Origin of the sequence: Bacillus sp. TH30 (assembly GCF_016650875.1) — a bacterium.
Taxonomy (GTDB): domain Bacteria; phylum Bacillota; class Bacilli; order Bacillales; family Bacillaceae_G; genus Bacillus_A; species Bacillus_A mycoides.
This window is the reverse complement of the sequence record NZ_JAEKEY010000002.1, coordinates 4,826,194-4,847,645: the sequence shown is the minus strand read 5'-3', so window position 1 is coordinate 4,847,645 and position 21,452 is coordinate 4,826,194. Positions and strand designations below refer to the sequence as shown.

Genomic DNA, 21,452 nt, shown 5'->3' with positions numbered 1-21,452 from the left:
TTCTAACAAATCTAATAATAGTAAAGTGAAAAATTTAAAATTGAATTACTATTAAGCTAACAAAACTAAATTTCTTTAAATGTGGTACCGTCACCTGCCCATCAACTTAAGAAAACAGATCCACCTTAAACGAAAAAATGAGCTTTTTTATTGCAAGTTAAGGCAAAACCTCATTCTGGAGGGAGCTCTATTTTCTTAGCTTGATAGCGATGTGATGTAAAATTAAGATTGTTCAAGTCGGAGCAAGGCACTCTATGATTGATTTTATTTTATAAGAAATCCACTGCAGAAAAAGAAAAATTTTATTTAGGAACTAATACCTCACATCCAAAAACAAGTGATACATGTGCTAATTCTTATTTAATTTCATTTTTTATTAAGGCAGATTAAAAATGAATTAAAGGTGTGTGAAAAAATGGAGGAATTAAATCAAGTTTTAAACACTTCTGAAAAAATTCAGATAGATAATGAAAGTACATCAGATGTAGAACAATTATTAGACTGTTCTACTCCTTGTCAAAACGTCATAAATACTTCTGGGACAATTAGATTAACGGCCGGTACGAGTAATCCTTCATCAATTATTTTTCCAGAGCCATTACATGTTGGTGATACTTTCCCTGTAATTACAGATCCATTTTATTTAAAACTTAATGTTGCTCAATGTGATGCTCAAGCATCTGTAACTACTCCTTGTGGTGTTATAGAATGTAATTCTGTATCTCAAATTACTGCAGTTGGAAATTTACCATTCTATTTTGGATTTCCAGCTCAATTTTTTCCATGTACAGGTCCAAGAACAGGATTTAGTGCATATTTAAATGATGTTGTACAAATAAACAATGTTCTTTGCTATAACTGTGATGGATCTTTACCTCTATTATGTGTAAATGGACTTTCACAAGTAAATGGTACAGCAACTTTAGTAAGCATTCGTCGAGATAGTTCTTATATATATGTTGATTTTAATGTGGAGATTGTTTTACCTGGTTGCTAAAAAATAAAAAGCACTTATCTTTTTTTGAAGTGACCCCCAAAATCGGAACACATATCAAAATACCTAAACCACCTGTTCCCTATATTCTTTAGGGGATAGGTCGTTTGATTTTTCTTGAATTCGCACATAATTGTAGTATTTTTAATTCCAAGTGTCTCTATAATGGTACGATTTGAATACCCATTCTTTTTCATTTGAATCACTTTCCACTTTATTTCTTCAGAGTAATGAACTCTTGTCTTCAAATGAAAAAAAATTCAAATTAACTCCACACAACACCTCGCCTCTCGTATTCCATTCTATATTCAACAGCAGCTGCAATTTTGGGACTTGCGAACCTTTCCGTGATCCAAAGTCCTAAATCAAGTCCTGAAGTAACTCCTCTTGCAGTAATAATATCGCCTTGATCCACAATTCTGTAAGGAAGAATTTCGGCCCCATATGTACGAATTTCATTCTGCGCCAAACGATGCATTGTTGCCTTTTTATCATTCAATATACCCGATGCAGCTAGTAACATACCTCCTGTACAAACTCCAGCAACAATCGTTCCTTCATTGTGCATCTCTCTAATCATTTTAGTCAAAGTACCACGCTCTGCTTGCTTTCTTGCCCCATGTTCTGCTTTATGATTCCAGCCACCACCAGGTACAATTAACAAATCTGGGCGATTATCCATTCGTAAAAAATCATGTAGTTTCACCATAACTCCAAACGAGGTAGTAACTTCTTGTTTTTGTTCACTAGAAACTAACTCAACCGTAAACGGAGCCCCTTCTTCTATCGCTCTTTTCAATACCTCAAAAGGTGCAAAGGAGACAAGCTCTCCAAAACCGTCAAACAATACAATTTGTATTTCCATTTTTTGAACACCTCATATGCTTTGTTTTATAAATCCCAAAAGAGAAGAAATGTTATCTACAAATTAACAATGAAGACAACCTTTCTCCCCTTACTCTATAAACTTTCAAATGTTCCTCTAATCCTCTCTCCTCATCTAACACACTTAACGTTTTCTTCACAAAATTCCAATTCAAACTACCGGATAACCATAATAATGAAGTAAGTCTTTTGTAATCATTTAAGGTTACAATATTATGAGCCTTATACCCTTCTAAAAATGCCCTAGCAACACTGGAACATACTTCATGAGACTGCATTCCTTCTGTTCGGGAATACCATTTTATTAAAAAGGCTAACCCTTCAATACGGTCAACATAACTAATAGATTCAAAATCTACAATTCCTTTTACCTGTTGACTTGAGCCCCATAAAACATTCAAAGGATTTAAGTCTGTTTGTACAATAAACTCTAATTCACTCGTATATGCGCAGTCTATATGATATTTAGCAAGATCTATATACTCCCGCAATTCCTTACATGCGCTTGTCTTGCTTTCTAACATATTAATAAACTGGGCATACCCATCCAAATGAGATTTCTTCTGAAAAATCGCGCTTTGAAATGCACTAGAAATATCATGAACCTTTCTTGCTTCCTTTCCAAATGCTTCTGCGATAGCTTCTGTACAAAGTGTAATATGTTCTCCTTCAATCCAATTAGACAATATAAATCGGTATTGTTCATCATTCCAAGCGACTAATGTAAATGACTCCCCTGACCTATTTTTATTAATTTGCATAAAAAGGATTCCATGCTCGCGTAAATAATACGTAAAACGTACTTGCTCTATCAATTGTTCGTTTGATAACGCCCCAAAAGCTGGATTGATTGTTCGCTTGCTATTGATAAACCGTGCGGAATATCGCTTTCCATTCACCATAATTTTATAGTGTAAATCTGTATTCCAGCTATTTTTATGTAGCTCTTCTTCCACTGCTAGTGAATGAATTTCTTTAAAATAATTTATTAATACGTCTTTTATTATGTGTTTCACCCTTTTTTCCTTTCATGTGAAAAAATTTTTATTACACGCTATTTTTTATGATTACTATCTCGATTACTCTAAAAACCAAAATTTTATTCATTGTTAATTACCAATAGTGTTTTTTTCTATATATAAATTTAATAGAGGCAGACTACCATTCTAACTATATCATTCTTACATAATATTCTGCATTCGTTGAGATAGTTGTTGTAAACCAATGCAGTAGTGACTATGTATAGAAAAAGAGCCAATCCCCTATACGATAGAAGATTAGCTCTTTCCTTTATTTACTCCCCTGTTTCAGAAAATCGTTTTATACGTTCACCGATTTCATCACGAACACGTTGAAACTCAGACCACTCTTTTCCTGCCGGGTCATCAAATCCCCAGTGAACACGATTTACGTGCGGCGGAGTAGATGGACACACAGCATCTGCATGACTACAAAGCGTAACGACTAAATCAGCGTTATTTAAAATATTTGAATCAATCATATCCGATGTTTGATTCGTTATATCGATATTTACTTCTTTCATCGCTTTAATAGCATTTGGATTTACTCCGTGTGCTTCGATTCCTGCAGAATATACATTCCACTTATCGCCTAAATATTGTTTGCCCCATGCTTCTGCCATTTGGCTTCGGCATGAATTTCCTGTGCATAAGAAATAGATTGTCTTTTTGTTTTTCATGTTGTTTTCCGCCTTTATTTTTAAATTATACTGGTTGATCATTAAAATATTTACGCTTAAACCAAAAAGCAACGTTTACAAGTGCAATCATTACAGGTACTTCAACTAACGGTCCGATAACAGCTGCAAATGCCGCGCCTGAATGAATACCAAACACACCAACTGCTACAGCAATTGCTAACTCAAAATTATTACTACCTGCTGTAAATGCTAACGTTGTAGTCACCGGATAGTTTGCACCAATTTTTCTTCCCATAAAGAAAGCAACAAAAAACATCACAATAAAATAGATTAATAACGGAATTGCTATTCTTACTACATCTAGTGGTACGCTAACAATCATTTCCCCTTTTAAAGAGAACATAACGACGATTGTAAATAATAATGCAAGTAATGTAAGTGGACTAATCTTAGGTATAAACACCTTTTCATACCATTGTCTTCCTTTTAACTTAACGAGTACAAAGCGTGTCAACATACCTGCTATAAAAGGAATTCCCAAATAGATAAATACTGATTTCGCTACTTCTACCATTGTAATATCGACAATAGCCCCTTCAATTCCTAACCATTCTGGAATGACTGTTACAAACACGTATGCATAAACGGAGAAGAATAACATTTGGAATACCGAGTTAAAAGCCACTAAACCTGCCGCATACTCTTTATCCCCATCTGCAAGATCGTTCCAAACAATTACCATTGCAATACAACGTGCTAAACCAATCATAATGAGCCCGACCATGTATTCTGGCTTATCTGGAAGAAAAATAATTGCTAAAACAAACATAAGTACAGGACCAATAATCCAGTTTTGCACTAAAGATAAAACCAATACTTTTACATCTTTAAATACCCGGCCCATTTCCTCGTAACGAACTTTCGCCAACGGTGGATACATCATGACAATTAAACCGACAGCGAGCGGGATGGACGTCGTTCCAACTTGTAATGTATTTAGTCCATCTACTACACTAGGAAACACAAACCCTAAACCAATCCCAACAGCCATAGCTAGAAAAATCCATAGTGTTAAATATCGATCTAGAAAAGATAAACGTTTCATTTTATTTTCCATCTCCTATTAACAACAAGAATTTTTTTCTACTACGTTAGAAGTCGTGCAACAAGATGACTCTTCAATTTTATGAACATCACTCTGTGCTTTTGTATAAAAGAATTCCCACTCGTTCCCATCAGGATCTGTTACCCAAAACTTATCTTGGATTGCATAGCAACAAGTCGTATCCATCTCATCACGCGCAAAGAAACCTTCTTTTTCTAATCTTTCTTTATGTAATGTAATTTCTTCAGCAGTATCCACTTGGAAACCGAAATGATTTACCTGATTTCCCTTCACTTCATCTCGTACGTTCAGCGTGAAATTAAGTCCTGGCATCTCTAATAAAAATTTTGCATAATCTACTTTCACCTTAACTGGTGACACACCAAATACCTTTTCGTAGAATTCGATAGACTCCTCTAAATCCGTAACATTTATACCAACGTGAACATATCTCATAGCTTACTCCTCCTCTTTATATGTTATTAATCAATTTTTTTGATTAATAGTATAAAATTTTAACAACAGCTACCTTTTCCTGTTTTTCTAAAAATACAGCACAATTCTTCTGATAATAAATTATTTACTTCCGCATCATTTAAATCATAATAACTCCACGTGCCTTTTGTTTCTTTTACAATTAAACCTGCATCTAATAAAATCTTTAAATGATATGACAACTTAGATTGCGTCATTTCAAAAATCTCTGTTAAATCACATACACACGTCTGGCCTCGCTGACAAAGCTCATACATAATCTCTAACCGTTTCTGATCAGCTAATGCTTTAAATTTTTTCTCATAGAGCTTAAAATCTTGTGCCATTTTAGTTCACTCTCCCTTCATCAACTTTTTTTGATATTTACAGTATATACGCTGTTTAGTTCTTTATGCAACTGATCAATCAATTTTTTTTGATTTACAAAAAACTTCCTCGCATCATATCTTTTTACAACTTAATAGTTAAAATATTTCCGAGGGATGGAGTCTCTATAACTGTTTTAAATTTTAATTTGACCATTATAGAGTAGTGCCCCATCACCATCAACTGAAGAAATTGATGGTTGTCCATAACGAAAGAATTGAGCTGAATGCTCATAAATAATTGTAAAAAGTTGAAACTTTCGTTATGGGGATAATTAAAAACCTTAGGTTGATGAACAAGGGGTACTGCCAGCATTTTTGAAAAAACAACGTTAAGCAAAAACATACAATTCGTTCTCGGAAGTAAAGTTCTAAAAATAATTTATCTATAGTAATATTAAAATTACTACTAACAGGGGTAGCACCACATCACAATCAAGCTAAGAAAAGCAAATACCCCAAAACGATAATATTGGCATCTCCCGGTGAAAATGTACAATTTTTTGTGTATCCACTTACCTTTTTTATATTTAAATTATTGGTGTATATGAAAGGAAGTCACCGCTTAACCAAGTGCATTATTCAGTATGTGGAGTAAAATAGCTGGAATAATGGAATTCGTCTTCTTACATAATATCGCCATGAACATCCCACCAATGAAAGTATCTATCATCACACCAACTGAATATGAGTGAGCGATACTGAAAAGAAAACTTGATCCAATTGCGGCAATCCAAAATGGGAAGCGCTCTTGGAACAAGCGTAAGATGATACCGCGGTAGGTTATTTCCTCAACAATGGGTGCAAGTATTGTACTACTGAGAAATAAAAGAATGGGATATTGATCTAGCATTTCTGATTTTAAAGCTACATATTGTTCTTCTCCTGCATGAGGAAATAGTGGTTCAAGAACATATAAATATATAATCCAACTTGCTGCAAGGAAAAGAAGTACATATATATACATATTGATTTTTTTAACACATGGAAGTTAAAAGCTGGTATGACTAATCTTTTAATGGGATCATATGCGTAAATGAATAACAGTAATACAATTAATCTTCCAAATCTAAACGCCGTATCTCCGACAGATACGTGAAGGGCAGTTGGTTCTTGCATAGTAATAAACTCTGTATAAATCGTAGACGGAATGCCAATAAATACTCCTACGATAATATTCGTCCCCAAAACCGCAAACAGTACAGCCAAAATCCCCCCCACCATGAAACTGAATACACTTTGTCTTGCGTAAGTTCGGGTTGCATAAAAGAAATTCTCCTATCTTAAATTTAAAATAAAACAATATTTAAATTATATAATTTAAAAAAGGAAAAGTCACTATATTTTAGATATGAAATATACGCTGTTTTCGTAAGAATTGTTGCTATCTTGACCATACTGCTAAAGTGAAGCTTCCGTCAGTGGCGACTTTCTTCAACACTGATGGTTTGTTGAACCAATCGGGGTTTGCTTTCCGTTAATGCGGGATAAAAAGTTGACTTTCAATTTTAAAATTTGAGTTACATGACAAATAATTAAAGCGCGGAAAATCTTCCCACGCTTTTCTAAACATATATTTTATTTTGGAAGATTCAGTTGCCACGAGACACCAAACCGATGGTGTACTTACCCTAACTGGCGTTTAAATGCTTTAAAGTAATTTCTTTCATCTGTAAATAAATGAATTTGTTCGTGTATAGAAGAAAACTCGCTTTCAATCTGTTCTGCATCTTTCCATATCGTAAAGATGTCAAAAAGAAACGTAACATTTTCTTCCTCTTTGTAAATGGTTCTCAATTCTTTAAAATTAGTATAATCTTTATTAAACGTATTAGGCGCAACTGTACCTATCCTTGAGATTTTGCTCGAAGAAATGAAATTAAATAATCTCAGAAATGGTTTATCTAATGTCTTCGAATCATCTAAATAAGGCCATAAGAAATCTGTCCATTCTCTATCTAATGTAAAAGAAAATTCTTTTGCCTTATCGTTATAATCTAGTACTTCTAATAGTTGTTCAAATTGCGCTTTAAAATTTTCAAAATCGCTTAAAGCTCGGCCACAGGCATTCATTTTAATATATAATTCTTCACCTGATCCAATGTTATTTAAATCTTTAAATGTGAAGAAAATTGGACATTCTTTTCCACGTAATACTTCTAATAACCCATCCTTTACTTTATAAAACTCTTTATGAATTTTATCTAGCATTCGAAGCATTCCTTCTACTGTAGGATCAAACTTCCATTTATATTGATACCATTTTTATATTTGCTAAAATCACAAAATATCCCATATTTTCATTATACATAGAATAGAAAAAAGATATTTTTATTTTGAAATTCCTAAATTAATCAGTATGTTCTTTCCTAAAAAACTCATAAAAAAGGAGTGGCAAAAGCCACTCCTTTTAATCACCTATCCCTGATTTCTCTGTGCCTCTCTAACAGCCCTTCTTCCACAATTAATCGATACACCGTATTTACTAGTGCTTTTGCAGCTGCAAGTAACGCTTTATCTCCTAATTCTGAACGCGCCGCATCAATATCTTTAAATAAGCCTGCTTTTACATAAATACGATACGTTTGTGGAACTAAATCAAGCGATAGACGAGTACATTCAGTTTTAAAATTAGACCGATTCCAAAAATGTTTAAACAGCCTCAGCTCCATGGAATATAGAACTAAAGCCGCTTAGGGTGTTTAATTGTATTCCTTATTTTGTTAAAATCCCCCGTTAGTTCCATTCCAAAGGCCTCAGCAAACGATTAACTCAAGTACTGATTTCGGATGACCCCCATGTGATGAAGTTCGTGTCCTGCGATGCCGTACGCGAGGGCGCGCACCGTAATGCTTAGGTTGTTGGCTGTGCCCTTTCGGGTCCACGCCTCCGCCGATAGCCCGCGCAGCAATGTGATCGTTGATTGCCGTACGGCCCGGTAGTCTTCGGCCAATTGCTCGGTTGTCCAGCTTCCGAAAGGAGGCATGAACAATTCCTGATCGAAACCAGTCAGAGACGTCTGGTCCCCTCTTGCGAACCGAAGCAGGCGGTAGGTCATGACGCGTTCCGCGTCTGCAATGTGGCCCACGACTTCTTTCAGCGTCCATTTTCCTTCCGCATACCGATACGCGTACTGACTTTCGGTCAACGATGCCAGGAGCTCGATCATTTGCTTTTCCTGGGCGAGCAGAATGTCGATGATATTACCGTCCGGCACCAAACGGATATATTCGCCGGAGTCCCCGGCGTATTCTTCTTCTGACGGTCTTTGATTCATGCGTAGTCACCTCTTATATGTAGATATAGAAAATTATAGCACTCGTCTATGTCTAATAAATTCTCGAAATGATAGAACTTTCCTTCTAATAATTGAGGATAAGCAACTATTTAGTTTGTCGGTCGCTACACTATCCTGACTCGTTAGCACAATAAGCAATGCTAATCAATAATGCATAAAAATTACCTATTATACAATATTTCGAAGTTATTAATATATAAAGGTAACACCTTCTTTTTTAATTTAAAGATGGATTTTCAATTATATTTTGAAATGAATCGGAGTAAAACACACTAGTCTAACTACTTTTTTATAAACATCGTAACATTATTCCCCCCATATTGCCATCAACTTGAGAAATGTATTCTTCTCAAAAATGAAAATCGACCTAAGATCCTATGGACAACTATGAAAGGATGAAATTTTCGTTTTGGGGATATTTCAGAAGTATAGCTTGATAGGTATGGGGTGGGACCCCTAACAGTACGATTTTATTTCAAAGACACAACGATCTTACTACACACTGTTTATCCCACACACTCATCTGCTAGTATTACTATTTTTTATTACTAATGTTGCCGTTTCACTCGGATGGCTAAGAGGAAAATGATGGCCATATGGAACAAAATCAACCTTACCAAGATGCGATGGAGCAGAATAGCCTCTGTCATAATCCCCCCAAATAATGTGAAGATTATACTTTGTTACTTCATTGAAATCACCTTGATCGTTTTTCAGTAGTAAACTGTTAAGCTGAACCGTAGTATTTAAAATTCTAGGAGAAGTAAAACTGTTACTTATTTTTTCGATATAATGTTCAGGGATGCTCTCCATACTTTCAAACAAACCATTACTTAATAAATAACGCTCTATCAAATTAGTAGTTGCCAATTTTAATGCCCATTTGTTCATAAATTGGGGAACATTTAGCGATTTAGCATTTTTTTTAGCAACAGGTGGCTGAAGTAAAGTGATTGAATACTTCTTATCTATGTACTCTTGTACCAATGCTTCCAGAAGAATAAACGCACCGAATGAATGGCCAATTAGATGTGCACCATTAGTAGCTTTCTCCAATAACTTTTTCACTACATTCAAATAGATATCTAGAAGATTTTTCTCTTGTTTAAAAGGAGAACGTCCCAAACCTGGAAGATCCAAGATCCATACAGGTTGACCAGTTTTTTCATGAAGCTCTTGTGCTAAAGGAAATAAATCCTCTCCATCACTCAATAAACCATGTAATAAAATAAACGGTTTACCCTCTCCTTGTAATTGGTAAAGGGTAGTGTTATCGCATAATGTTCGTTTAAATAAATGATTATGCTGGCCATTTTGATGCATCATTCGATAATCCAAATCAGCTACTACGGCAGGGAAAAATTTCATTACACTCGTCTTCTTAAACCAATCTCCTCCCATAAATTTTTTCGCTGAAACATTTGAAAATTTTCGTTTTGTAATAAAATTCAGTCCATCCGAAGGGATTTTTGTTATTTTACTTACTCCACTATTCATAATTGCTTTCATAAGTGGCATTGGGACAGAGATTTTTGGTGCCCTCATATTCATACTTTCCGACATAATACTTAATAATTCAGCAATGTTCTGATCGTGCTGTTTGTCTTCAACAAGTGTATATGTTTGAATAGTCGGTTGCTCCAATCTGAAAACCTGCACAATAAACTTCGCAAGCTCATCGTTTGCAATAAGTGGTAACCTATATCCCTTACCTCCAGGAATCACTGGCATGAGCCCTCTTCGCATACTCATCACAAGCAAACCTAATCCTGCTATCTGCTCTGTACTCCCTGTTTTACTACTACCGACTACAGTTGGCGGATTAATTACAGAAAGCGGATAACCTACTGCTGATGCCTGGTGACGGATATAAAGATCTGCTAAAAATTTTGTTCTCTCATATGGATTTTTCATTTTCAAATAATTGTGTCCTTCTTTAAACACATCAATTGCAATCTTGCTATTTTTATCATCAAAGGGACTCATATAACCTACAACATGAATAAATTGTTGCAAGCCCTTCAATTGATGAATACTTTTAGCTAATTCACTAATATGTTTGGCGCCATTTAAAAATACGGAAGCTGCCTCTTTACTTGTCACTTGAATATCCATGGGGCCTCCTGCGTGAATAATCACATCCGTTTTCAATATCCTCTCCTTATCTTCAGCACTTAGACCTAAATCTATTTCCGTCAAATCACCTTCAATAAAGTGCATAACTGCCTTTTTTAAGATGCCTCTTTCTTGAAAAATGCGTGTTGCTTTACTTTTCGACCTCACTAAAAGAAGAATTTTAACATCCTCTTTAGCTAATTCTTTCACTAATTGCTTTCCAATAAAGCCTGTTCCACCAATTAAAAATACTGTTCTCATATAAAATCTCCTTTTTAGTACTATTCAGTACTAATTTGATGTAAAAAAAAAGCTTCTTTTATCGAAGCAAGTTAAATAAATGATCTGCTGTTTTCGTGATTACAGTTGCATCCTTCAATGTTTCTGAAATAAATAACGCTCCTTCAAGATTTGTAATAAAAAGTGATGCAACCTCATCAATATTAATCGTATTTCTGAATTCTCCATTCTCTACCCCTTGTTTAAGTAATAGAGAAACTTTCTTTTGTAATTCTGTAAAAAAAGACCTATTTTTTCTTTTATTTGCGTGGCCTGTGTAGGACTTTGAATATAAAGAGTAATAAATGGACAGCTCCCCTTATACTCTCTCGACTGAACTCCTTGTGATAATTGCTTTAAAAACAGTTGGATACGATCTTCAACTAAAAATTGGTTCTGAGAAAGTACGTCATCAATTGCAGATTGATACATTCCAATCCAATAATCAACGACCCCTTCTAATAATACTTCCTTATTAGAAAAGTGATAATACACATTAGACTTTGAAACTTTGCTTACACGTACTAATTCATCCATACTTGTATAAGCAAACCCTTTTTCTAAAAATAATGTTGCAGCTACTTCAATCACACGTTTTTGATTCATTAATTTTACCTTTGTCATAACTAGAACTATATAGTACTAATTTAAATGTTGCAAGTATTTATGTTAATTTAGAAAAAAGTTTGATTAAAAAAGTTCCACTAACATTGATTTTACTGCAAAAAAATCTTATTTTGAATAAAGTTGAACTGAACCCCGAAATTGTTAATTCACTATCGTCTAATAGGGGTCACCATACATACCCATCAACTTAAGAAAAAGAAATGCCCCCAAAACGAAAAAATGAGCGGCTTCTCAAAATAGCTATCTGTAGAGAAAGAAAATTTTAATTTAGGGGGATATGAAAATATTAGCTTGATGGGTATGAAGTAGTGCCCCTATAAACAAAATCCTCCAGAAACATCTAAAATTTGCCCTGTTACCCAGCGGCTATCAGAAGAAGCAAGGAATGCTACTACATCTGCAATATCTTCAACTTGCCCTATTCGTCCAAACACAGATGAATTCGTAGCAAAACTTCGTATTTCTGGATTATCTAACAAGTTCGCATTAATATCTGTCTTCGTATATCCGGGCATAATTGTATTCACTGTTATCCCTCTTTCTCCAAGATGTTTAGCTAGAGGAAGTGTCATCGTATTTAATGCACCTTTACTTAAACCGTATGCAATTGATCCTGTAAAACCGAGTCGTACTTCGGCTGATGAAATGTTAATAATGCGCCCTTCTACTCGTAGTAATGGTAATGTTTGCTGAATTAAGAAGAATGGTGCCTTAATATTTACGGCCATAATTTCATCAAAAACTTTTTCTGTCGTATTTTCAATCGTTCCTTGTGTACCTATGCCTGCATTGTTTACTAAAATATCAATCTCTGATGTACCAACCCTTGTTTTTAATTCATTCTTTAATTGTTCTACTAGCTTTTTGACACCATCCATTGAATTGAGCTCAGCTTCAATTAAGAACGCTTTTCCTCCATTAGATTCAATCTTATTAATCGTTTCATCTGCAGCTGCTTTATTTCGGCCGTAGTGAATCGCAACTAATGCCCCATCTTTCGCCAATCTTATTGCAATGGCACGGCCGATGCCGCGACTCGCTCCCGTTACTAACGCTACTTTCCCATCAAGATTCTTCATTTTTTCCACCCTTCCTAAATTTCCGTTTAATAAATCCTATACTTATATTTTTAAGCAAATACTAATAATTTTAAATATAGATTTATAGGTAATTTAGTTCCTTCACTTATGATATTATAGTTATAATTTACGATTTACTTTAGAAAATAAAAAGGGGGCTATCCAATGCAAAACACAGTAAAACTAGATGAAATTGACCATAAAATTATGAACTTGTTGTATGAAAATGCGAGAATTTCTGTTTCAGAAATAGGACGTATTATATCCATGACGCAGCCTGCTGTAAAAGAACGCATTAACAAGCTTGAAGATCAAGGGGTTATAGCTGCTTACCGAACGAAATTTGAGCCTTCCAAAATTAATAAAAACATCCAAGCATTCATTATGTTCAAAACGAGTCAATGCTCTGATTTTATCCAATATTGTAATGCCGCTCCTGAAGTAACAGATTTATATCGAATTAGCGGGGAATTTAATTATATGATGAAAGTCATGAGCGATTCGATGGATTCTCTCGCTGCATTTTTAGACTCTTTAATGCAATTTGGATTATCATCTCCTTTAATTGTTTTAAAGAGTGAATTTGAAGAGAAATTGTCGTTCTGATAAAAGGATACGTATTAACCTCCGCTAACATTAAAAGTTGCTTCTTTGTGAGAGAAATCAAAAAAACAAATGATATAATCTATTTAAAATCAAATGATCAAACACAATTGTTATAGATGGTTAGGAGAAAATTAATGAACGAAAAAATAGGCTATGTTTGTAAATTTTGCGGAGTATTTCACGATGAACTCCCTATATGTTATGGGAATGAGGCTCCCGATTATTTTTACTATATCCCTGAAGAAGAGCTAGAGAGTCGAGTTGAAATGGATGAAGATCTATGTGTAATTGATGATGAATATTTCTTTATGAAAGGTTGTATTGAAATTCCAGTTTTAGATGGAGAGGGACCTTTTATATGGGATGTATGGGTATCTTTAAGTGAAACAAACTTCCAAAAGACGCTTGATTACTGGGAAACGAAAGGAAGAGAAAACGAATTAGAGCCAATGTTTGGTTGGTTATCTACCCAACTTCCTTGTTATCCAGATACAGTAAGTTTAAAAACAATGGTTCATACTAGAGAAATCGGTTACAAACCTTATATTCAACTCGAACTAACAGACCATCCATTATCTATTGAACAAAAAGATGGTATTAAACTAGATCGCATCCAAGAAATTGCTGAAGAAATTTGTTATCAAAATAACGAAGAAATAAATGATTAGTAAATAAAAAAGAACATTGAAAAATCAATGTTCTTTTTTATTGCATTTTCACTTATTAATCAGATTTCTCTTCGAAAAGAGAACACTCAACTGTATTTTAACCACCTACCCCTGATTCCTCTGCTCCTCCCTAAACTCCTCCTTCACCTTTTCTAACAAACCTTCTTCTGTAATTAATCGATACGCCGTATTTGCTAGTGCTTTTGCGGATGTAATTAGCGCTTTATCTCCTAATTCTGAACGTGCTGCTTCTCTAAATTCATTCGTATGCGCAATTAAGTCATCTGGACCGATTTTAATGTACGGATGAATTGTCGGTACGACTTGGCTTACATTTCCTGCATCCGTTGAGCCGATTCCTACTCTTTCTTTACGGTTTACCTCTTCACCTAGTAGTTCTAACTCTTCGGCTACGACGTCATTAAATGTTTTTGTTACGAGTAGTTCATCGATTTCATTTTGGAATTGATGAATTTTTACTTTTGTGCCTGTTGCTAACGCTGCACCCTGTGCAATATTTCTTACTTTCTCTGTTACTTCCGCACATCTTTTTCGCGTTGCTGCGCGGATGAAGAAGCGTGCCGAAGCGTAATCAGGAATAATATTAGGTGCTTTTCCGCCTTCTGTAATGACTCCATGAATTTTCACATCTGACGGCAGTTGTTGGCGAAGCGCATTAATACTGTTATAAAGCTGGATAATCGCATCTAATGCGTTAATTCCTTCTTCTGGTGAAGCCGCTGCATGAGCTGTTTTTCCGTAAAAATGAAAATCAAGTGGATCGACCGCTAGTGATGGACTCGTTGGAGCTGTTTTTCCGCTCGGATGAATCATAAGCGCCGCATCAATGTTTTTAAATAAGCCAGCTTTCACATAACTCGATTTTGCGCTACCATTTGGCCCGCCCTCTTCTGCTGGTGTTCCGAACACGACAACTTCTCCGCCGATTTCCTCAAGCGTTTCTGATAACGCGATCGCTGCTGCAACGCTAATTGTTCCGATTAAATTGTGACCACACGCATGACCGAGTCCTGGTAAAGCGTCATACTCAGCTAAAAATGCGATAACTGGTCCTTGTTTCCCGGAACTTTTCCGCGCGATAAATCCTGTTTCATGACCAGCTATATTGTGCTGCAACTGAAATCCTGCGCTTCCTAACAACAAACTTAACGTTCTTGATGCGTAAAATTCTTGGTTACCAATCTCCGGATTCGCATGAATATTATGACTTGTTTCTATGTACTTTTCCTTATTTCTTTCTATACTCTCTTCAATTGTTTTTCTTTGTGACGTTACTCCTGTCGCTCCCATTTTTCTTCCTCCTTTTATTTTCACGTAAAAAAGCCTCTTTCTAAAAGATAGAAAGAGGCTTCTGTATATACAGTCAAAATGAGCTTCTTTCTTATCTTTCAAGTTACCTTGCTGGAATTGGCACAGTATTCATAAAGAATCCGCTGCCGAGGTGTCATAGGGCCAGTCCCTCAACCTCTCGTGATAAGAATTTTCATAAAATTATATTAAATTATTTTCATTCTAAGTTCATTCCAGGCAAAAGTCAAGGAATTCCTATCCGGATTTACCGAATATCTAAAAACCCTTTTAATACACCAATTGTTTCAGGTGCTTGCATTCTTGCACATATGTACGGAAATTCCATACTACCTTCAAACATCATTTGAGATGTAAGAGGTGCTCCTGCCCAAAAGATTTCATCATCGATTAATATAAACGGGAATGCTTTATTTTGCCTTTGTAACTTTATATTTTTCAATGGAACTGGTCCATCACTATAAACTGTTATTTGCGCATTCGTACGCATTAACGCTTGCCATACTCGTTTATCAACTTGCCTTGTACTTGGAAGGGAAATGATAATTTTTCGTTTTGCAGCTAAAATATCTTTCAATAACCCTTTCGGTTCTTCAAGATTCATTTCCATAAACCAGCGTAAACGTTTCGAGATTTTTCGCTCCCACAATTTTCTTGATGTCGTGCGATCATACACATCTCCGTGACGTTCTATATGAGCTGTTAATTGCGATAACGCTTGTTTTCTCGAAAGGTTTTTACGCATATAATGGCAATCTGATAATTGAATGAACTTCCCTCTCGCTCTCGTTACTGCTACATTGACGAGGCGATGGTTTTTATGATCAAAGAATAACACGCCAGGGCGTTCTTGCGGATAACTATCTACCGTATCAAAGATCATCATATCTCTTTCAGACCCTTGAAACTTATGAACTGTCGCCGCTAAAACTGGTATGTTTTGATATTTCGTTTTCTGCAACATTTCTCTAATGCACGTTGATAAAAAGCGGGACTGTGCCCTGTAAGGCGTAACTACACCGATAGATTGAACACCGTCTAACAATCCGATTAACATCATTTGCATCGCTACTAAACCAGACATAATATTAAAACGAGAACCGGAAGCAGCGTCTTTTAAAGAAAAGGCTCCCATTAAGCTCATATCAAATAAAACACTCGCCTCATTTGCGAACGGTTGCAGTTTCGCAAGTTCTTTACGCTCTGAAACAGATGGATGATCGTACACTCTATTTTTATAAATAAATGAATTCGTAAACTTCGATATATCCGTATGCATACGTCTTTGCTCCTGCAGCATAAAAAGGTTCGGATGTGCTTCTGATTTATTTACAGAATCAACAATCCCTGCATGATAAAACATATCTTCACCGAGCCATTTTCGAACGAGTTCATGGTTCGCCATCGCAATCGGAGGTAACTGTAAAAAGTCACCACAAACGACAATACGTTTCCCAAGTGAAGCAGCTAATGCGATTTGCGGCACATAAGCCATACTTACTTCATCTACGACAACTAAATCAAATGTACGCTCATAAATAAGTGAATCAATTGCACATTTCGATAAAGTCGCACCGATTACTTTCGCATTTTCAATGTATTCTTTTTCTACTTCTTTAATTTTCGCTTTTTGCTTTCGAAGATCACTTTCAATCTCTTGTATACGCTTCTTATCAGCAGAAGTCGCTTTATATGATAAAATCTTTTCACGAAGATCTTGTCGTGTCTCTTCTAAATAGAGTCTTTCTTCTCCCCAAGATCCATTCGTCGTTTCAACTAACTTCGATGCAAGTAACGTTTCATGATTTCGTATATGTTCATGTTGACTATAACCGTAACGAACGATTTCACCAGGTGTCCATTTCTTTTTCTTCTCAATTTGCTTCGTTACTTCGCTCATTAATACGTCAACTGCCGCATTACTATGAGCTAACACAAGTACCGATTTTCCTTTTTGATAATGAGCAGAAATAATACGCGATAAATTGTAAGACTTCCCTGTTCCCGGTGGTCCCCACACGTACGTTGTTGGATTGTAAAAAGAACGATACGCCAATTCATTTTTCGTATTTTTCATCTTTTCAATATGTTTCGGACTGCTCGTCCCATCAACAAGACGCTTTATACGATTACGTTTTAGCTTATCTTTATGTGCCTCTTTCAATCTCTCTTGTAGTTGTTCTAACAATTGCCACGGTTCACTGTATAAAACCGCTTCTCGTATTTCACCTTGTATATAATCATTTAATTTCAGTTCTATTTCTAATCCATGTACAGATAATACTTCTCCTGTCGCTTCCTCACCATCAAACTCAATTCGAATTGGTGAACCTTCAGGTAAGCTTACTTCCGAAATAAGCTGAAATACGTATACTGTACTTTCATAATCTGTATATAAAAAACGACCGTTCATGATAGAAATTTTACTACCACCTATCGTTTTCCAATGTTTAATTTCATATGCTAATGCATAATGCCACTCTTTCATTGTTTCCGATAATGAAGGAGTTTGAGTAGTTGTATTCATAGTATAATCTCCTTCCTTCTCCCCAAACATACTTTCTCACTATACCATATAACACGCTAAAATTTGTAAGGTTTTTATCTTGCTTATTTTCTTAATTTTCAATAATATATTGTATATAATTTTCAGAAAGAAGGAAGGAATCTACATGCCAGTTAGAAGAATAGAACACGTTGGACTTATGGTTGCAAACTTAGAAACATCTATCTCATTTTATGAAGAAGTAGTCGGCTTACAGCTCATTAAACGTATGGGGCACCCGAATCCAGACTTAAAACTCGCTTTTTTAAGTGTAGAAGAATCGAAGGAAACGATACTCGAACTCATTGAAGGTTATAACTCTTCTCTTCCGGCAGAAGGAAAAGTACATCACATTTGCTTTAAAGTGGATTCATTAGAGGATGAGATCGAAAGACTAAAGAAACAAAAAGTAACCTTTTTACTAGGAGAAGAAATTGAAACATTACCAGATGGAACACGTTACATATTCTTCGCTGGTCCTGACGGAGAGTGGATTGAGTTTTTTGAGACGGGGAGATAAAGTAAGACTTTAATTAGGGAGCTTTTGCGGGATAGAAAAAGAGCCGGAATTCCGGCCCTTATCTTTGCAAGTGCGCAACCAGTAACAATAAAACACACCTTCAATCCGAAAACTCACCTATAAAAAAACAATCATTTTGTTAGGAGTAAAGAATGATAAATACAATCTATATTATTGTCTTTTGGGTACTTATACTATTTCCAATCCTTTATGTAATCATGATAAAGCATTGGAATATAAAAATAGTTGCCGTATTTATTGGAAGGATTCTATTAAGTATCGTCTTTTTCTTAAATGGAATTTATGTAGGACTGCAACGAAATTGGGCAGAGCCTCCCTATGAAACAGAATGGGATTTCTTTATAAAGTCTTTGCAGCATGGGAAAACGGAAGCACTTATAGAAGTATTACTTCTAATTATTATCATTACTTTGGACCTAATAATTATATTTTATTATAGAAATAAAAAGAAATAGGGTATTTTCCCTATTTCTTTCTTTACTGGGGTACCGCCCATAATCATCAAGCTAAGAAAAGCGAATACCCCAAAACGAAAAAAATGACCTGAATTCTCATAAATAACTGTTGTAGTGATATAAAATTTTCGTTTTAGGGATACTTCAAAATATTAGCTTGATGAACATGGGGACGAGCCCCTAAAATACAATTCCGCTAGAAATTTCCGCTCTATATTCCCTTTTATTTATGATAGTTGATTAACAACACTTTCCAAAAATTTGTCTACCTCTTCTTTTGATGTATCCGGTGTATGATAACCAATCGTAAATGTAAGTCTCCCATTATAAAAGCTTGCACCCATTGAAAAGAATGGCGCATACATAATGGGTGATGTCATATACCCGTCCTCAGCTTGAACTTCACCAAACTGAATAGGTTCATCAGCGATCACCCCAAAATTTGTCAGTAACGGCAACGCCATCCCCATCTGTAAAGCCTGTTTGTATTGCTGATTATACATTTCCTTCACCACAGATAGCTTCATACCTGCCAGTAGCTCCATTCCTGCAGCTGAAGACAGACCTGGATTTTGAGACTTTATTTTATCCATTGATTGTTTAATTCGAACGAGAGTCTGATTAAATGATTCATCATCCTCCATTTTAATCACTGGCATTTCCATGCCGGATAAGTTGCAAATAGCACCAGTTGTATAATTAGGCAGATATCGACGTAAATCAATTGTTAAACCGATCATTTTTTCTGCGGTACGAGGTTCTGCATACACAGTGAAATTTGATAAAGCTCGGAAGTATGCAGTCATGATTACATCATTCAAGGTAGCCTGTTGTGCTTTTGTCCATTGGGTTAGACGTAGAGATTGCTCATGGCTCAACCGCCGTACAGACATTTGAGGGGATTTATTTTTGTTGGGTTGAGATGGAAAAGACCATAACGATGCTTGTTGTTCTTGGCTAGGACGATACGCGCTTTTTATGTCCGATATTCCAGCATATTTGAATACATGTGATTGATCTCGAAAACTCTCATTTCCCTCACCAAATTCCTTCATAATTTGATTCTTAGATTGTCCCAAGGAAAGTTGAGTATAAATTGCTCCAAGCAAATTAATATATTCCTTGACCCCTGCGCCATCTGAACATAGATGAGATAATTTCACGACTAACATATCTGTTGTAGTGCCTCGTAATAATTTTGTTTGAACCATAGGCCCCTGAATACGATCACCGGGTTCCTTAATAAAATCTATTGCCATTATTTCAAGTTCTTGATTATTTCCTTCTGCAAAAAGGCAAATAGGTGAGTTAGTGGCAGATGAATGTTCCTCCCAGTAAGGGATATCATTTTCTACAAACCGGCTGTTCAAAACCGGCTGCAATTGTAACGTTATCCTTACTGATTGTTCAAGTATTTCCTTTGATATACCTACAGGAAAATAAAGAACTGCATTAATTTGTTGATCTGCAGAATAAAGACCTAATACATAATTCATTCGATCTTGAGGTGTTACTGAAAACTTTCTTTGTTCCATAATTCCGTCCCCCTTTTAAGACTTTTTTTGCATAACCTTATTCTCCATATGGTTGTAAATTTTCTTCAAGAGTAAATAATTATTATTTTTTGAACTTTTCACAAAAGTATCTTTTCCGTACTGGTTCCATTCTTTTTACGGCTCTTTGTAGGTGATATAACCATTATTTTATTATTATTAACACTTCCTACCTCCCTTCTTAAAACCAAACGAAAATTGATTTAGTTTATATATATACAAACATTTTACAATGGTGTTTGGTAATTATCAATAAAAAATAAATTATTTTTATGTCTGTTAATAAAAAAAATAATATAATACGTTTAGGTGTTACTTCATAATAAAAAGGTTGATGGGCATGGAGGACCACCAACCTTTTATCATATTGCTTTAGATGTTTGTATTCATTATTACATTGTTTACAAATAACTCCTGTTTGCACTTGTATCACCTCATCATTTTCAAACTTCCAAACTAACTAGGTCTTCATAAAGTGAAACTTTAATCAGTGGGGGGTTTTGTCCATCCCCACTGATTATTAGCCTTCGCCAATCGGGCGTTTACGGGCAGCAGGGCTCCCACCTAACTCCTTTGTTCCAGCTGAATTTTGAGGTGGGAGTTTTACTGCCCACAAATAGCGAAAAAAAGGAGCCGGAATTTTGGCCCCTTTTTTCGCAAGTGCAGCAACGGTTTGAAGAACCGTAACCTTCAACCTAAAAATTCACCCAGATTAAGAAACAATCATTTTGTGAGGAGTAGAAAATGATGAATACAGTCTATATTTTTGTTTTTTAGATGAGTGTATTTCTTAACTTGATAGCGATGTAGCAAGTCCCCTTTTAGAATAGTAGAGTATAAACGTGAAAAAACT

Annotated in this window: 21 protein-coding genes, 2 pseudogenes and 1 riboswitch; of the genes and pseudogenes, 5 read left to right on the top strand and 18 right to left on the bottom strand. The window is 35.4% G+C overall.

Translation table 11 applies throughout. From position 1 onward, the window contains the following. The first annotated feature begins 415 nt into the window (after positions 1-415). On the top strand, positions 416-997 hold the full coding sequence (locus tag JFU20_RS26990; protein ID WP_201039105.1) for a hypothetical protein: 582 nt from the start codon (positions 416-418) through the stop codon (positions 995-997). A gap of 262 nt (positions 998-1,259) precedes the next feature. Here the strand turns inward: JFU20_RS26990 and JFU20_RS26985 are convergent, their stop codons facing one another. The 14 genes and pseudogenes from JFU20_RS26985 to JFU20_RS26925 form a co-directional block, all read right to left on the bottom strand. Then, positions 1,260-1,859, bottom strand: coding sequence for a DJ-1/PfpI family protein (locus JFU20_RS26985; RefSeq protein ID WP_201039104.1), 600 nt, complete (start codon positions 1,857-1,859; stop codon positions 1,260-1,262). A 52-nt stretch (positions 1,860-1,911) separates the two neighbouring features. Continuing rightward, entirely contained in the window at positions 1,912-2,895 is a 984-nt protein-coding gene (locus JFU20_RS26980; protein WP_201039103.1) for a phosphotransferase, read from the bottom strand. 278 nt (positions 2,896-3,173) lie between these two features. Continuing rightward, positions 3,174-3,578: an arsenate reductase (thioredoxin) gene (arsC, locus tag JFU20_RS26975; RefSeq protein ID WP_033715822.1), complete on the bottom strand. Its 405-nt coding sequence runs from the start codon at positions 3,576-3,578 to the stop codon at positions 3,174-3,176. A gap of 25 nt (positions 3,579-3,603) precedes the next feature. Next, positions 3,604-4,644 (bottom strand): ACR3 family arsenite efflux transporter, encoded by a 1,041-nt coding sequence (arsB, locus tag JFU20_RS26970; protein WP_002165475.1) that lies wholly within the window; start codon positions 4,642-4,644, stop codon positions 3,604-3,606. An 18-nt stretch (positions 4,645-4,662) separates the two neighbouring features. Next, complete coding sequence (locus tag JFU20_RS26965) at positions 4,663-5,100, bottom strand: ArsI/CadI family heavy metal resistance metalloenzyme (RefSeq protein WP_003190012.1); 438 nt, start codon at positions 5,098-5,100, stop codon at positions 4,663-4,665. Positions 5,101-5,159: 59 nt separating this feature from the next. Next, positions 5,160-5,465, bottom strand: coding sequence for an arsenical resistance operon transcriptional regulator ArsR (arsR, locus tag JFU20_RS26960; RefSeq protein ID WP_000046006.1), 306 nt, complete (start codon positions 5,463-5,465; stop codon positions 5,160-5,162). 604 nt (positions 5,466-6,069) lie between these two features. Further along, positions 6,070-6,357 carry a CPBP family intramembrane glutamic endopeptidase gene (locus JFU20_RS30295; RefSeq protein WP_242488158.1) on the bottom strand — a complete coding sequence of 96 codons (288 nt, stop codon included), beginning with the start codon at positions 6,355-6,357 and terminating at the stop codon, positions 6,070-6,072. Positions 6,358-6,371: 14 nt separating this feature from the next. Continuing rightward, positions 6,372-6,713: a hypothetical protein gene (locus JFU20_RS30290; RefSeq protein ID WP_242488157.1), complete on the bottom strand. Its 342-nt coding sequence runs from the start codon at positions 6,711-6,713 to the stop codon at positions 6,372-6,374. Between the two features lie 417 nt (positions 6,714-7,130). Further along, entirely contained in the window at positions 7,131-7,715 is a 585-nt protein-coding gene (locus tag JFU20_RS26950) for a hypothetical protein (RefSeq protein WP_242488156.1), read from the bottom strand. A 203-nt stretch (positions 7,716-7,918) separates the two neighbouring features. Further along, positions 7,919-8,047 (bottom strand): annotated as a pseudogene (locus JFU20_RS30810) (amidohydrolase); the annotation flags it as partial. Positions 8,048-8,271: 224 nt separating this feature from the next. Beyond that, the gene (locus JFU20_RS26940) at positions 8,272-8,781 is read right to left on the bottom strand and encodes a DinB family protein (protein WP_201039102.1); all 510 of its coding nucleotides are present in this window, start codon (positions 8,779-8,781) and stop codon (positions 8,272-8,274) included. 540 nt (positions 8,782-9,321) lie between these two features. After that, positions 9,322-11,178 carry an alpha/beta fold hydrolase gene (locus tag JFU20_RS26935; RefSeq protein WP_201039101.1) on the bottom strand — a complete coding sequence of 619 codons (1,857 nt, stop codon included), beginning with the start codon at positions 11,176-11,178 and terminating at the stop codon, positions 9,322-9,324. Between the two features lie 58 nt (positions 11,179-11,236). Beyond that, positions 11,237-11,802, bottom strand: a pseudogene (locus JFU20_RS26930) (TetR/AcrR family transcriptional regulator). A 335-nt stretch (positions 11,803-12,137) separates the two neighbouring features. Next, complete coding sequence (locus tag JFU20_RS26925; protein WP_033715820.1) at positions 12,138-12,902, bottom strand: SDR family oxidoreductase; 765 nt, start codon at positions 12,900-12,902, stop codon at positions 12,138-12,140. A 165-nt stretch (positions 12,903-13,067) separates the two neighbouring features. Here JFU20_RS26925 and JFU20_RS26920 point away from each other — a divergent pair, with 165 nt between their 5' ends. Next, positions 13,068-13,508 carry an Lrp/AsnC family transcriptional regulator gene (locus tag JFU20_RS26920; protein ID WP_001181721.1) on the top strand — a complete coding sequence of 147 codons (441 nt, stop codon included), beginning with the start codon at positions 13,068-13,070 and terminating at the stop codon, positions 13,506-13,508. Positions 13,509-13,642: 134 nt separating this feature from the next. Beyond that, positions 13,643-14,176, top strand: coding sequence for a DUF2199 domain-containing protein (locus tag JFU20_RS26915; RefSeq protein ID WP_002128048.1), 534 nt, complete (start codon positions 13,643-13,645; stop codon positions 14,174-14,176). Positions 14,177-14,281: 105 nt separating this feature from the next. Here JFU20_RS26915 and JFU20_RS26910 read toward each other — a convergent pair whose 3' ends face one another. Both JFU20_RS26910 and JFU20_RS26905 read right to left on the bottom strand, forming a co-directional pair. Next, positions 14,282-15,487: a M20 family metallopeptidase gene (locus JFU20_RS26910; RefSeq protein ID WP_201039100.1), complete on the bottom strand. Its 1,206-nt coding sequence runs from the start codon at positions 15,485-15,487 to the stop codon at positions 14,282-14,284. Positions 15,488-15,575: 88 nt separating this feature from the next. Beyond that, positions 15,576-15,677, bottom strand: a riboswitch (SAM riboswitch). A gap of 75 nt (positions 15,678-15,752) precedes the next feature. Then, complete coding sequence (locus JFU20_RS26905) at positions 15,753-18,062, bottom strand: AAA domain-containing protein (RefSeq protein ID WP_201039099.1); 2,310 nt, start codon at positions 18,060-18,062, stop codon at positions 15,753-15,755. 115 nt (positions 18,063-18,177) lie between these two features. On the opposite strand from JFU20_RS26905, the gene JFU20_RS26900 reads away from it, so the two are divergent. After that, the gene (locus JFU20_RS26900) at positions 18,178-18,570 is read left to right on the top strand and encodes a VOC family protein (protein ID WP_201039098.1); all 393 of its coding nucleotides are present in this window, start codon (positions 18,178-18,180) and stop codon (positions 18,568-18,570) included. A 152-nt stretch (positions 18,571-18,722) separates the two neighbouring features. Beyond that, on the top strand, positions 18,723-19,046 hold the full coding sequence (locus JFU20_RS26895) for a hypothetical protein (protein ID WP_201039097.1): 324 nt from the start codon (positions 18,723-18,725) through the stop codon (positions 19,044-19,046). 227 nt (positions 19,047-19,273) lie between these two features. Here JFU20_RS26895 and JFU20_RS26890 read toward each other — a convergent pair whose 3' ends face one another. Both JFU20_RS26890 and JFU20_RS26885 read right to left on the bottom strand, forming a co-directional pair. Continuing rightward, positions 19,274-20,581, bottom strand: coding sequence for a condensation domain-containing protein (locus JFU20_RS26890; protein WP_201039096.1), 1,308 nt, complete (start codon positions 20,579-20,581; stop codon positions 19,274-19,276). Positions 20,582-21,119: 538 nt separating this feature from the next. Then, positions 21,120-21,293, bottom strand: a complete 174-nt coding sequence (locus JFU20_RS26885; RefSeq protein ID WP_201039253.1) for an S-layer homology domain-containing protein — start codon at positions 21,291-21,293, stop codon at positions 21,120-21,122. Positions 21,294-21,452 lie beyond the last annotated feature (159 nt).